General features: G+C 61.4%; 10 protein-coding genes. 4 read left to right on the top strand and 6 right to left on the bottom strand.

Going from position 1 to position 12968, the window contains the following annotated elements:
* Positions 1-4: 4 nt before the first annotated feature.
* Positions 5-925: a hydrogen peroxide-inducible genes activator gene (locus AC13C2_RS01440; RefSeq protein WP_092758807.1), complete on the top strand. Its 921-nt coding sequence runs from the start codon at positions 5-7 to the stop codon at positions 923-925.
* A gap of 48 nt (positions 926-973) precedes the next feature.
* Entirely contained in the window at positions 974-1723 is a 750-nt protein-coding gene (locus AC13C2_RS01435; RefSeq protein WP_482885716.1) for a TSUP family transporter, read from the top strand.
* A gap of 45 nt (positions 1724-1768) precedes the next feature.
* Here the strand turns inward: AC13C2_RS01435 and AC13C2_RS01430 are convergent, their stop codons facing one another.
* Positions 1769-4078 (bottom strand): aldehyde dehydrogenase family protein, encoded by a 2310-nt coding sequence (locus tag AC13C2_RS01430; RefSeq protein WP_482885715.1) that lies wholly within the window; start codon positions 4076-4078, stop codon positions 1769-1771.
* A 54-nt stretch (positions 4079-4132) separates the two neighbouring features.
* On the bottom strand, positions 4133-5053 hold the full coding sequence (deoC, locus tag AC13C2_RS01425) for a deoxyribose-phosphate aldolase (RefSeq protein WP_482885740.1): 921 nt from the start codon (positions 5051-5053) through the stop codon (positions 4133-4135).
* A gap of 181 nt (positions 5054-5234) precedes the next feature.
* Here deoC and AC13C2_RS01420 point away from each other — a divergent pair, with 181 nt between their 5' ends.
* On the top strand, positions 5235-6254 hold the full coding sequence (locus tag AC13C2_RS01420; protein WP_482885714.1) for a hypothetical protein: 1020 nt from the start codon (positions 5235-5237) through the stop codon (positions 6252-6254).
* 34 nt (positions 6255-6288) lie between these two features.
* Here the strand turns inward: AC13C2_RS01420 and AC13C2_RS01415 are convergent, their stop codons facing one another.
* Positions 6289-7080, bottom strand: a complete 792-nt coding sequence (locus AC13C2_RS01415) for an inositol monophosphatase family protein (RefSeq protein ID WP_092758799.1) — start codon at positions 7078-7080, stop codon at positions 6289-6291.
* Positions 7081-7238: 158 nt separating this feature from the next.
* Between AC13C2_RS01415 and radC the strand changes: the two genes are divergently transcribed.
* Positions 7239-8201, top strand: coding sequence for a RadC family protein (gene radC, locus AC13C2_RS01410; protein WP_092758797.1), 963 nt, complete (start codon positions 7239-7241; stop codon positions 8199-8201).
* A 339-nt stretch (positions 8202-8540) separates the two neighbouring features.
* Here radC and AC13C2_RS01405 read toward each other — a convergent pair whose 3' ends face one another.
* From AC13C2_RS01405 to AC13C2_RS01395, 3 genes are all read right to left on the bottom strand, one after another.
* Positions 8541-9899 carry an HlyD family type I secretion periplasmic adaptor subunit gene (locus AC13C2_RS01405; RefSeq protein ID WP_482885713.1) on the bottom strand — a complete coding sequence of 453 codons (1359 nt, stop codon included), beginning with the start codon at positions 9897-9899 and terminating at the stop codon, positions 8541-8543.
* A complete protein-coding gene (locus AC13C2_RS01400; protein ID WP_482885712.1) occupies positions 9896-11641 on the bottom strand; it encodes a type I secretion system permease/ATPase in 1746 nt (581 codons plus the stop codon). The genes AC13C2_RS01405 and AC13C2_RS01400 overlap by 4 nt, the downstream gene beginning before the upstream one ends.
* 450 nt (positions 11642-12091) lie before the next feature.
* Positions 12092-12937, bottom strand: a complete 846-nt coding sequence (locus AC13C2_RS01395) for a LuxR family transcriptional regulator (RefSeq protein ID WP_092758789.1) — start codon at positions 12935-12937, stop codon at positions 12092-12094.
* Positions 12938-12968: the final 31 nt, after the last annotated feature.

The raw sequence follows: 12968 nt of genomic DNA, 5'->3' as shown, positions 1-12968 counted from the left end.
CTTGATGCCCACCCTACAACAGTTTCGTTATCTGGTTGCCATCGCCGAGACTTTGCACTTCCGTCGTGCTGCTGAAAATGTGCATGTCACGCAGCCTACGCTGTCGACCCAGTTGCGGGAACTGGAAGAGAAACTCGGGGTGCAATTGGTCGAACGGTCCCGTTCCGGTGTGACCCTGACTGCCATTGGTGCCGAAGTGGCGGCTCGGGCACGCGTCGTGTTGCGCGACGTGGCTGACATCGCGGCGCTGGCCCGATCCGCAGCCGACCCGCTTGCCGGAACCGTGCGCGTTGGCGTAGTCGGGTCCCTCGGGTCGTATTTCCTGCCGCTCGTCATTCCGTCTCTCCATGCGCAGTATCCGAAGTTGAAATTCTATGTTCGCGAGGGCACGGCGGCTGATCTGCTTTCGCGGCTGAGTGAAGGCTCGCTTGACGTGCTGTTCTTTCCGACCCCGCTGGACGAAAGCAGCCTGCATATCACCCCGCTGTTTCATGAGCCGCTCCTGATCGTTTTACCAGCCGATCATCCGCTGAGTGCTACGCCGGTCGTGGATCGCACTGCCCTTCGGGGCGAGACGGTAATGACGTTGGAACCGGGGCATCGCCTGCATGACACAGTGGCCGATCTGTGCACCGAAACTGGCGCGCAACTGTCGCTGGATTACGAAGGGACATCGCTCGATACCCTGCGACAAATGGTGGCGATGGGATTGGGATTATCTGTCCTGCCCGCACTTTACGTCAGGTCCGAAGTCACGCGCGAGGCGTTGGTGACCGCCCGTCCGCTGTCCGACCCGGCACCGGGCAGGGACATCGGCATGGTCTGGCGGAAGGCGGCGGCGCAGGGCAATGCCTATGGAGAGCTTGCCGCAGCAATTCGCGACACACTGGCAAAAACCGCGCCCGAAGTTAGGGTCATAGAATAGGTTGATCTGGCCCTATCGGCGGACGGTCCGGAATGGCAAGCCACGTGGATGCAACTTCCCGCATTGACCCTGCCAGACCTGATTGTCCTGATAGTCATCGCCTTCGCGGCCGGGGTCGTGCGCGGCTTTTCCGGTTTCGCTTTGTCAGCTTTGGTGATGGCGTCTGCGGTGCTGATCTTGCCACCAAGGGAATTGATCCCGGTCTGCTGGGTTCTTGAAATGACGGCTTCGCTTATGATGGTGCGTGGGGGAATTGCCGAGGCGGACAAGCGCATTGCACTGGGTCTTGCCGTGTCGTCGGCACTGGGTGTTCCGCTTGGCCTCTACCTTACGACGACATTGCCGGTCGATCAGACCCGGATGCTGGCCCTGGTGGTTCTGATTGCGCTGGCGGCATTGCAACTGGCCCGCGTGAGGTTGCCGTTTCTGGCCAGCAATTTCGGGTTGTATGCATCCGGCCTGGTCGCAGGCGTCGTCACTGGCATTGCTTCGATCGGTGGCATGGTCGTGGCACTTTACGTGCTGGCTCAGGACCATCCGGCACGGGTAATGCGCGCCTCTTTGGTGCTGTTCCTGTTCGCGTCATCCTTATTTTCGCTCATGTGGTTGCTCGGATATGGTGTGATGGATGAACTGGCCCTACAACGCGGCGTAATATTGGCCATGCCTGTCGCAGGGGGCGTAGTCATCGGCAAGGTGCTGTTCCGGCCTTCGCTCGAGCGGTTCTACAAGCCCTTCGCGCTGTGCCTGTTGCTGAGTTTGGCTATGCTCAGCCTGATCCGGTCTGTCCTGAATTGATCGGGCATCCTCCGGCGGAAATATTGCCGGAGCAAAGACAGATGATCAGGTGTCGAATGGAATCCAGATCGTCTGTGTATCGGTCGCGGCATTCAGGAACGGTCGCGCGTCGGCCGAGCTCCAGTCGCGCGACCGGCCGTAATTCACCCACGTGCGCTTCAGATCGTGTGCCGCCTCGCGCTCGATGGTGGCGGAGATGTCGGCGGAGGAAAAGCTCCAAACCGCATCAATATCCATATGGCCCGCAACATCCGGAGCGAGGTCGATATGCGAACCGGTCAGAATATTAACGACACCTCCCGGAATATCGGACGTATCAATGACCTGATACAGGTCAGTCGCCGTCAGAGGTGCAGTTTCAGGGGCGATCAGGATAAGGCGATTGCCCGTCGCCAAAGTCGCGCCGATGATCTGCGCCAGCGCGATCAACGGGCTGTCTTCGGCGGCAAACGCACCGATATTCCCTTGCGGAGTGTTCAGCGCAAGCGCCATGCCACTGGTCGGCACACCCAGCGTTCGACCATCGTGCTTATCGGCCCAGGCAGCCCAACGGAACAAGTGGCGAACGGCTTGGTCCGTCTCGCCTTTTCCGCCGGTTTGCGCGCTCAGCCGGGCGTCGAATTCATCTGCGCGGGCAGACAGGTTCTCAGCCAGAAAATACAGGATTTGCGCGCGCATGTGACCTGTCGACCGACTCCATCCCTTGGCGGAGTTTGCGGCTTCGACAGCATTGCGAAGGTCTTTTCGATTGGCGATGCCAACTTCGCCGACGATGCCCTTCGGTCCGATCACGGAACGAGAATAGCCGCCATCGGGGCGTGCCTGTTTGCCGCCGATATACATTTTTGGGGTCCGGTCTATACCGGCTCTCACATTTTGCGAGGTTTCGAACGTCTTGGGCACAGCCAGCTTCGATCCCATCGCTGGACGCAGATAGGCCTGCAAGCCGACGATGCCGCCTTCGCGCCCGAAGCCCGACTCCTTCATGCCGCCGAAGGGTGCAGCGGCGTCGAGCATGTTCGCGCCATTGACCCAGATGACGCCCGCGCGGATCTTCGGCGCAGTGTCCAGCGCCACATCGATGTCCTGCGACCAGACCGATGCCGCCAGACCGTAGCGCGTATCGTTGGCCAGTTGCACCGCCTCGGCAGGGGTGCGGAAAGTGGTCATGGCGAGGACGGGCCCAAACACTTCCTCCTGCATCAGGGGGTCTGCGCCGTGCAGGTCGGTCACGAGGGTCGGGGGCAGATAGCAGCCATCGGGGCAACTGCCCTGCGTGACCTTGCCGGATGTGCGCGCCAGCATCGCCTCGACATTCGCCTTATGATCGGGATGGACCATCGCGCCCATGTCAACGGACTTATCCAGCGGGTTGCCGACGCGGATGCGGTCCATTCGGTGTTTCAGACGGCTGGTGAAATCGTCCGCGATGCCTTCCTGAACCAGCAAACGCGCCCCGGCACAGCAGACCTGCCCCCCGTTGAACCAGATCGCGTCGACCAGACCCTCTATGGCCGAGTCGATATCGGCATCTTCGAATACCACGTAGGGGGACTTACCGCCCAGCTCCAGCGTCAGGCCAATTCCACGCCCTGCGGTCTCGTGGCGCAGGATGCGGCCCACGTCCGTTGAGCCGGTGAAGGCCAGCTTGTCGATATCGGCAGCGACCAACGCGGCCCCGGTTTCGCCGTCTCCGGTTACGATGTTGACGACCCCGGGCGGAACCCCGGCGGCGTCACATATATCGGCGAAGGCCAATGCAGTCAGCGGAGTCCATTCGGCGGGCTTCAGAACGACGGTATTGCCCATGGCGAGCGCGGGCGCGATTTTCCACGACAGCATCAGCAAGGGGAAGTTCCACGGCACGATCTGGCCGCAGACACCCCATGGCTCGGCATCGGGTGTGATTTCGGAACGCAATTCGGCGTGGCCTGCGTGATGATAGAAATGGCGCACCGCCAGTGCCACGTCGATGTCACGTGCCTCGCGGATTGGCTTGCCGGTATCGAGGGTTTCCAAGACGGCGAACAGGCGGGCATTCTTCTGGAGGCCACGCGCAATGGCATAGAGAACCTTGGCCCGGTCGTGATCGGATGTTGCGGCCCAGCCCTTCGCGGCTTTGCGTGCCGCCTTGACGGCTGCTGCGACGTCAGCCTCGGTCCCTTGGGTAATTTCAGCAAGATGTGCGCCGGTTGCGGGGCTGGTGGTGGCGAAGGTATTGCCGGGGGCCTGACGTTTGCCGCCAATGTAATGTCCGAAAACGCTGTCATGCGCGTTTAGCCAGGCGTCCGCCTCCGCCCGTGCTTCGGGTGCTGTGCCCCAGTCCATCGTCTCGAAAATTTCGGCCACAGTCATTTAGTGCCTTCTTTGCTCTTCAAATATTCCGGGGTCGGGTGCAGCGCCCCGCCGCTATCCGATTGCGTGACGATGGCTGGACGAATAGCGCCCTGTTACATGATGTTCCAACTGCCGTTCGATATCGCCCAGCAGGGACGACGCGCCGAAACGGAACAAGTCCGGGCGCAGCCAGCGATCGCCCAGTTCTTCCTTCAGAAGCGCCAGATAAGTGATCGCGTCCTTGGCCTTGGAGACCCCGCCCGCAGGTTTGTAGCCGACCTTGAAACCAGCCGCAGCATCATAGGCGCGGATTGCACGCATCATGGTGAGAGAGACGGGCAGGGTCGCGTTCACCGCTTCCTTGCCGGTCGAGGTTTTGATGAAGTCCGACCCGGCCATCATCGTGACCATGCTGGCCTTCATTACATTTTTCAACGTACCAAGCTCGCCGGTGGCAAGGATAGCCTTCATATGGGCATCGCGGCAGGCCGCGCGCATCTGCGCCGTTTCGTCATAGAGCGCCGCCCAGTCGCCAGCCAGAACATGGCGGCGGGAAATGACGATATCGATTTCGGTGGCACCGGCAGCGACAGACTCCTCGATCTCGCGCAGGCGCAGGTGAAACGGCGAAAGGCCCGCCGGAAACCCGGTAGAGACGGCAGCGACGGGAATACGACCAGCAACGGCCTCGACCGCCACGGGGACCATTTCGTGATAGACGCAGACCGCCCCGGTGGTCAGATCGGGCAGGCCTATCGCCTCCAGCAGATCAGCGCGGACCGGTGACAGGGCCTTGGCGCAGAGGCGACGAACCCGGCCCGGCGTGTCATCGCCCGACAGTGTCGTCAGGTCGATCATTGACACGGCGCGGGCCAGCCAGGCGGCCTGATGGTCTTTCTTGACGGACCGGCGCGCCGGGATCGTTGCAGCACGACGCAGTGTTGCGGGCGTGTTGACGCGCACCGCTTCAACCACGGCAGGGTCGAACGGCATACCGGCATTTCGGGGCAGGTCGGATGCGGTCACACAGACGGTCCGGAATGGTTGAATTTACCTGAAAAGCGTTGCACGGGGTCTGGCCAAGTGCAACCATGACCCCGCGACGCCTGGGGCCCGCGATGCTTGGGTCCGACACGGATACTCAAGCCGACTTGCAAGAGGTTGCGACGCTTTTATGGCCCCCACCGGCATTTCTTCGGCCCTGTTCCAGCCCGGTTCGATCGGCTGGACCAAGGCGTTGGTCCTAAACTTGACGGGCAGCCCGATCCAAACGCTGACTGCACCGGGAGGGCGCGGGCGCAAGTCCGTTCGCGCGCTTCTGGAAGATGGACGCAGCGTGATCGTGACGCGGCGTGAAACACCCGCCCGCAGCGAAACAGAAGCCGCGCTGTTGCAGGTTCTGTCGAGTGAGGGTGCCCCGGTGCCCGCGGTGATCGGATTCCGTCACGGCCTGCTGGTGCAGCAAGACGTGGGCCGGAGACGGTTGTCATTCGCGATGGCCTCTGCGGATGCGGACCAGAAGGCCGCGCTGGCCCGTGCGGCGCTGACCAGTCTGCAGGCCTGCCGCGCTGCGATGGACCGGCGGCCCGACATATTGTCTAAGCTACCCGGTCTGGGGACGCGTCCCGGCTGGGCCGAGGATTTCGTGTCTCAGCCATTCTTCCTGTCAGGCGATCTCGGCATCGACATGCCGGATGTCGATGCAAACGCGCTCGCCATGTCGCTGGCGCATGACCCGCTGGTATTTACCCGATGGGATGCGCGACTGGCCAATGCCGCAGTGCAGCCGGACGGATCTGTGACGTGGTTCGATTGGGACCTGTTTGGTCGGCGCGCCGGGGTCGAGGATCTGGGCTGGGCCATCGCCGATGAATACTGGCGACTGAACCCGGCGACCACGACCGCTCTTCTATCAGAGGTCATGCCCGATGCCGACGCACGCGGGCTGGCGTTGCGTATGGCGGTTCTGGTCGCAGCGAACCGGCTGAAACGGATCACGGCGCGGATCGACGCCGATGGTTGGGCGGATGCCGACGACGCGCTGCGGCTGGACCGGATCGGTGCGGTGCCAGAAGTTGTGCGCGATCTGTGCGCGCGGATGCCCCAGATCGCGGCCAGCGATCCATTGACGGCGGGCTTCGAAGATTGGTTCAGAGCGGTTGGCAAGGCGTTGATTGCGCGGGCGCCGGATTAGGCTTTGCGGTCAAAGCCTCGCCTCGGCGGCGCAATCAATCCGTCGAACGGATAATCTTCGAGAATTTTTCGAAAATGGCGGAGGAACCACCGATGACATGCCCGTCCTGCAGCATGGTCTGGGTGTCGCGGATCGGTTCTGCGAACCCGCCCGCCTCGCGCAGGATCAGGATGCCGGTCGCAAATTCCCAAGGCTTCATGCCGCGTTGCCAGAAGCCATCGAAACGTCCGGCGGCGACATGCGCCAGATCCAGCGAAGGGACGCCCAACTGACGCACGCCAGCGCAGACGGGAAGGAGCTGCACAAGGTCCTTGATCGCGGCGGGCAGGTATTTCTCGGCGGCGGCGGGCAGGCCGGTCGCGAAGATGCACTCGACCAGCGCAATGCGACCAGACACGCGCAGGCGGGTGCGACCGTCCAGCCAGGCACCGGTACCTTTTTCAGCCCAGAACAACTCATCCCGCAGCGGGTCATAGGTGACGGCAGAGACTACCTCGCCCTTGTGCTCCAACGCGATGGACACGGCCCAATGCGGGATGCCGTGCAGATAGTTCACTGACCCGTCCAGCGGTGTGATGATCCAGCGGCGGGTCGGGTCGGTGCCCTCTACGCTGCCGGACAAGGCCTGAAAGCCATAATTGGGGCGGGCGTTTTCCAGGTCTGCGCGCAGGATATCTTCCGATTTGGCGACAGCCTTGTTGGTGAAATCGCGCGGACCATTGGCCGAGACCTGCAAGGCCTCGACTTCGCCGAAATCCTTCAGCAGGGCGCGCCCGGCCTTGCGGGCCGTCTTGATCATCACGTTGAGGTTGGCACTGCCTTGCATCGGGTCGCTCCGTTCGGTCAGGGGCGGCATCTAGCCGAGGAAGGCGCGGGGGACCAGCCCCCGATCACGCCGTTCCGTTCGCGGGAAGAAACCCGTCATTAACCCGCCGTTTACTATTCTTCACCTACAGTCCCGGAGAGATGTGAAGAGGCGGGCTGATGACGAATCCACGGTCTTTCGACCTGACGCGACTGACAGACTGGCTGCCAGACCGGGTGAGGGGGCGTCGGCCGGAAATTCCGACCTACCCCGAAGCCTCCACTTGTCGGACGTCTGGTTTCAATGAGGCTGCACAGCGGGGGCTTGCCGATCTGGAGGCGCGCCTGCCGCCGCGTGACGTGCCGACCCAACCCGTCCACTCGCCAAGCTGGCGTCAGACTGATCGGCTCTCTCCATCGGAAAGCGCGGGCGGCGGGCTGGTGCGGCATTCCGATGGGTCGACGCGCCCACATTATTGGGGGCATCGTGAACGCCTGCGCATCCGCTTCCTGTCCGGCGGGCACAAGTCGATGCCGGAATACGAACTTTTGGAACTGATGCTGTTCAATGCGATTCCACGCATCGACGTGAAACCACTGGCCAAGCGCCTGCTGGCCGCCTTCGGGGACCTGAACGGAGTCGTCGCCGCGTCCGAGCGTAACCTCCTCCGCGTCGATGGGGCGACCGACAAGGTCTACCTGCAACTTCGGATCGCCGAGGCCTTTGCGCATCGGATGGGGCAGGCGAAGATACTCAACAAGGAAGTTTTGTCGTCGTGGACGGACGTGGTGGGATACTGCCGCACGACGATGGCGCACCGCGATACCGAACAGTTCCGCATCCTGTTTCTGGATCGCAAAAACCGTGTGATCGCCGACGAGGAGCAGGGCGAGGGGACCATCGATCATGTGCCGGTCTATCCGCGCGAAGTGACGCGCCGGGCGCTGGAATTGAACGCCAGCGCGCTGATCCTCGTCCATAATCATCCGTCCGGCGACCCGACGCCCAGTAACGCAGACATCGAGATGACGCGCAAAATCGTCGCCGCCTGCGCTGCGCTGGAGATCGTGATCCATGACCACATGATCATCGGCAAGGATCAGGAAGTTTCGTTCCGCACGCTGGGCCTGATCGAGGACTAATCGGAAGTGCCTTTAGGGCTGCAGTTCTCGGCGACCGCATAAAGGGGTCAGAAGGTTTGCGGGACTGTCGCGCGCATCATGACTTCGTTCACCTCGGCTTTGAAATGGAATTTCGATGAAACCCTCGGTTCGGATGGTCGCGGGTCGGGCATTTACCTTGTCGAACCATGCCTGCATGTTCGGATAGCTGGACAGCCGTCATCCGCCTGAATTGCAAAGCCCGCCGCGCTGACCCGGCTGTCCGATTTTACGGTTTGATTGGGCTCTGTCGATGCCGTCGGGAGGGGCATCCACGCCATCAACAGAGCCATAAGGCTCTGTTGTTTGAATTTACATTTCTCACTCACGAAACGCCCGATTGAAGTAATCCGCCAAGGGCTTCACAAGATAGCCCAACGGCGTCCGATCTTCCGTTCTCAAATAAGCCTCCACCGGCATCCCGGGCAACAGCACCAGACCTCCCAGCCGCGCGATCTCTCCCTCGTCGGGAAGCACCTCCGCCTGATAGTATGTTGCTCCGGTCGCCTGATTGGTAAACGCATCGGGCGACACGCGGATGACAGTCCCGAACAGTTCCGGCGTGGTGCGGGCATCGAAGGTCGGCAGGCGCAATGTCACTGGCTGACCGGGGTAGACCTGGTCGATGTGGATCGGATCGACCTCGGTCTGGATCACCAGTGGTCGATCCTGTGGGACGAGATAGAGGATCGGATCGGCGGGCCGGATCACCGAGCGGCGGGCAAAGACCTGGAGGTCGTAGACGATACCGTCCACGGGCGCCGTCACATCAAGCCGGCTCATCCGCTTGATCGTGGCACGATACTCTCCCGACAGTTCGAGTTGCTGTGCCTGAAGGTCGCGAAGCTCGGCGATGGCTGTCTCATGGGCTCTGGCCCGGAGTTTGATGATCTCAAGGCCAATCCCGATCCGTCGTCCTTCCAACTCCGCGATGGAAGCCTCGAACTCTCCGACCGTGCCCATTAGCGAGGCTTCGTCCCGGCGCAGTGTGAGGACACGCTGGGCTTGGGTCAGACCGCGATCCAGCAAGCTTTCCTGTGCTTTCAGCTCTTCTCGGATCAGCTCAAGCTGTGACTTCAGCGCAAGGGCTTGCGCTTCGATCCCGTCAATCTGGCTGTCGATCTGATCGGATTGCTGGTTCAGCTGCTCCGTCTCCCGTGCGACGAAAGCCGCCCGGGCTTCGAACATATTGCGCTGGCCCTGGACGACCTCGCCGATTTCGGGGGTGAGACTGGCTGCCTCAAGGAGATCGGACGGAAAGTCGATCTCGGCCTTGTCATCTCGCTCCGCGACCAACCGGGCCGTTCGCGCGGCCAACTCGTGAAGCTGGCTGCCGAGGATATCTGCACTGGAGAGCAGGTCTTCCGGATCGAGACGGATCAGGGTATCCCCCTCAGCGACCCGGTCTCCTTCGGCGACGAGGATTTCCATCACCACTCCACCATCCGGATGCTGCACAACCTGACGATTGCTTTCGACCGCAACCCGGCCGGTGGAGATTATGGCCCCCGAGATGTTCGCAAGAACGGCCCAGGATCCGAAGCCACCGAACAGGATCAGCATCCCCAGAATGCAGAGTGTCGTGTACCATCGGGCGGACCATGCCTGACCTGCCCGGGCCTCGGGCGGATCAGGCCGGACTGGTGGAACCGTAGACAAATTTGCCGTGGTCCGTGTCACGAAACGGTCCCCGAAACGGTGTGCCCTGCAAGCGCCCCATGATTTTTGACCATCTTGGACAGAACTTCCTGCGTTGGTCCGAAGGCCTGCCGCACGCCCTGGTCCAGCATCAGCAGCAGTTCGCATTCCTGGATCGCCCCAGGCCGGTGGGCGATGATGACCACGGATCGGCCCGTATCCTTCATACCTTTGATGGCACGGTTCAGTGCGATTGTGCCGTCATTGTCGAGGTTCGAGTTCGGCTCATCCAACACAAGGATCACCGGATCGCCGTATATTGCCCGCGCCAGGCCGATCCGCTGAACCTGTCCGCCTGACAGCCGTCCTCCGACTGCCGAGACTGGGGTATCGTAACCCTTGGGCTGTTGCAGGATCATCTCATGCGCTGCGGCCTGTTTGGCGGCTTCCACCACCTTTGCCGAGTCCGGCGCAGGATCAAGGCGGGCGATGTTTTCGGCAATCGTTCCGTCGAATAGAGTGACGCTTTGCGGCAGGTAGCCGATGTACCGGCCCAATGTGTCCGGATCGTATTGATCGAGCGTCGCGCTATCGAGTCGCATCTTGCCGCCAATCGGGGTCCAGACGCCTGTGATAGCCTTGGCCAGCGAAGTCTTTCCCGCCCCGGACGGGCCGATCACCCCCATCGCCTGACCCGGTTTGAGCACGAAGGAAATGCTGCGCAGGCTTGCCTGTGTGGCTCCGGGCGGCACAACGCTGATGTTTTCCGCGACCAGAAGCGCCTTGGGGTGCGGCAAGCTGATCCTTGTCTCCTCCGGCGGCACTTGATCCAGCAGTTCAATGACCGACGCTTTGCCGCGCCGCGCGGCCTGCACCAGCTGCCACTGTCCGATCAGCATCTCGATCGGTGCCAGCGCCCGGCCAAACAGGATGGAACCTGCGATCATGGCGCCCGCCGTCATCTCGTTCTGCAAAACCAGATAGGCCCCGAGACCCAGCATGGCCGATTGCAGAAACAACCGCAGAGTTCGCGTCGTGACGGTGAACAGGCCGGACCAGTCGGAAAACAGAACTGACTGTTCGAGCGAAGCACCGCGCGCCGTCCGCCAGCGCTGGAACGCCGCGCCGCGCATGCCCAGCGATTGCACCAGCTCCGCCTCGGAGGACAGTTGCTGCGCTGTTAACTCGGCGCGCGCGGTCGCCTGATTGGCCTGCGCCATCGGACCGGACGTCAGCCATTGATTGACAACGGCGATTGCCATCAGGACGGCCCCGCCACTTATCGCCAGGATACCCAGCCACGGATGGAACAGAAAGATCGCGGCCAGGAAGAACGGGGTCCAGGGCGCGTCGAATAGCGCCAGGAAGACCGGCGAGGCCATCAGCCTCTGCACGGCTTCAAGGTCGCGCAGCGGATTGCGCGCGCCCGAACCGCCCGGCGTGGCGGCCGCGCGGCGCAGATGCGCCTGAAACACCCGACCATCCAGCAGATCCTGAAACCGGGCCCCGGCCCGCGTCGTGATACGCCCGCGCGCATAATCTAGGATGCCCATCATCAGGAACAGGAACGTCACCAGAACCGACAACGCCAGCAACGTCTCCTCCGATCGCGACCCCAGCACCCGGTCGTAGACCTGCAGCATATACAGCGGACCGGTCAGCATGAGCGCGTTCACGACTATCGAGACAACAAACACCATCATCAGAAGGTGCGTGCTCTTGCTGCGGACATCCCCGACTTCCTGCGCGCCGGACTTGAAATGGGTGGAAGAGCGGTTGGTCATCTGCCGAGCATCGTTACGGTTTGCATCGGACGACGCAATGCGGAATGTCGGTACGATAACATCTGCGGCGCGCTGGGCACACCCCGACTTGCGCCGCCGATTGCTGGAGTTCACCAAACAAGAGTTCTTCTTCCCTTTAACTGTCGATCTTAGAAAAACTGTTTTCCAGGGCCGCGAAAAGGAAGAACGTCTACCACGCAACTCTTATTCACAGATGGAGTGCCGGGTCTGTGAACCGATGTCTTGTAGGATCGTTGATCTGGTTCAGCGCGTTGATGTGACATTCGGCCACTCCCATAGTGTCGCATGGCGAGGAGCGTTTCATACCAGGCTATTACTGTCAGGCAGTTGTCTTTCCATGGTCTGCCGGGCTTGCGGGCCGGGATGGACTGCACGGTGTTACATTCAATCATGGCGACGCGGCTGCCGCGTCCCATGTTCACCGAGCTTTCATTGGCTGACAGGGTTGCCGGAAGCCGTGTGTTGACGAAGAGCGGAAGCCTTCAGGGCCACCTGCATCCGGTTTTTCGCTCCGAAATGCTTCATCAACTCGCGGACGTAGACCTTAATGGTCGCTTCCGTCAGGTCGAGGTGGCGTGCGATTTCCTTGTTAGTCTCGCCTTTGATGAGAAATTCCAGCACTTCGATATGACGTTTCTTTGTAGGAGCATCATCCTGCCTTGGCTCATACGCCCCGTCGGCGCATCTTGAAGAGGCAGCATGCCGGTCGGGTGATGCAGTCCAGCGGGGTGCGGGAGGGACAGTTTGCGACCGCTCGGGCGACGCTGCCTGCGGTGTTTGATGACTGCCAATGTGACTGACAACGACAGAAGGCGAGCGCGTCTTAACCGACGTCTCCGCGTTCGTTACAGAGTGCGGATGATAGGTTCCGCCGTCGAGAATGAACTGGATGGCTGCAAGAGCGATATGTGCCGGCATCTTGGTCGGGATGAAGCCATGCAATCCGCAATCGATCGCAGCGGCAATTTCGAGATTGTCGTGGATATCAGAAAAAACGATGTGCGGACAGGCCGCAAAAAGGTCGCGGAGCCGAGCAATGGTCTGAGTAACGCGTTGGTCGCGAAGGGATAGCCCTCCGATGGAATAGAAACATGCCAAGGGCACGTGATCAGGAAGATCGGCAAGCTTATCGGGATCATGGACCACGTGGATATCGGCGTCTATCCGCCTCGCCCAGGGCGCAAGAATGGCGGCAAAGGCAGCCGCACGAAACTCACACGTATCGACAATAATAAATGCATCGGAAACCATGATATACCCCACCCCAAAAGTCATTGTCCGGCGCGAACTTGAGAAAAATTCTCAT

This window comes from Jannaschia sp. L-14R, from assembly GCF_056857695.1.
The sequence above is the reverse complement of the archived record's forward strand: the minus strand, read 5'-3'. Positions and strand labels throughout refer to the sequence as shown.

Bases quoted from the DNA above. Each gene is read 5' to 3' on its own strand.
- AC13C2_RS01430 (WP_482885715.1), bottom strand. From the start codon at position 4,078: ATGACTGTGGCCGAAATTTTCGAGACGATGGACTGGGGCACAGCACCC.
- AC13C2_RS01440 (WP_092758807.1), top strand. From the start codon at position 5: ATGCCCACCCTACAACAGTTTCGTTATCTGGTTGCCATCGCCGAGACT.
- AC13C2_RS01395 (WP_092758789.1), bottom strand. From the start codon at position 12,937: ATGACTTTTGGGGTGGGGTATATCATGGTTTCCGATGCATTTATTATT.
- AC13C2_RS01420 (WP_482885714.1), top strand. From the start codon at position 5,235: ATGGCCCCCACCGGCATTTCTTCGGCCCTGTTCCAGCCCGGTTCGATC.
- deoC (WP_482885740.1), bottom strand. From the start codon at position 5,053: ATGCCGTTCGACCCTGCCGTGGTTGAAGCGGTGCGCGTCAACACGCCC.
- AC13C2_RS01435 (WP_482885716.1), top strand. From the start codon at position 974: ATGCAACTTCCCGCATTGACCCTGCCAGACCTGATTGTCCTGATAGTC.
- AC13C2_RS01400 (WP_482885712.1), bottom strand. From the start codon at position 11,641: ATGACCAACCGCTCTTCCACCCATTTCAAGTCCGGCGCGCAGGAAGTC.
- radC (WP_092758797.1), top strand. From the start codon at position 7,239: ATGACGAATCCACGGTCTTTCGACCTGACGCGACTGACAGACTGGCTG.
- AC13C2_RS01415 (WP_092758799.1), bottom strand. From the start codon at position 7,080: ATGCAAGGCAGTGCCAACCTCAACGTGATGATCAAGACGGCCCGCAAG.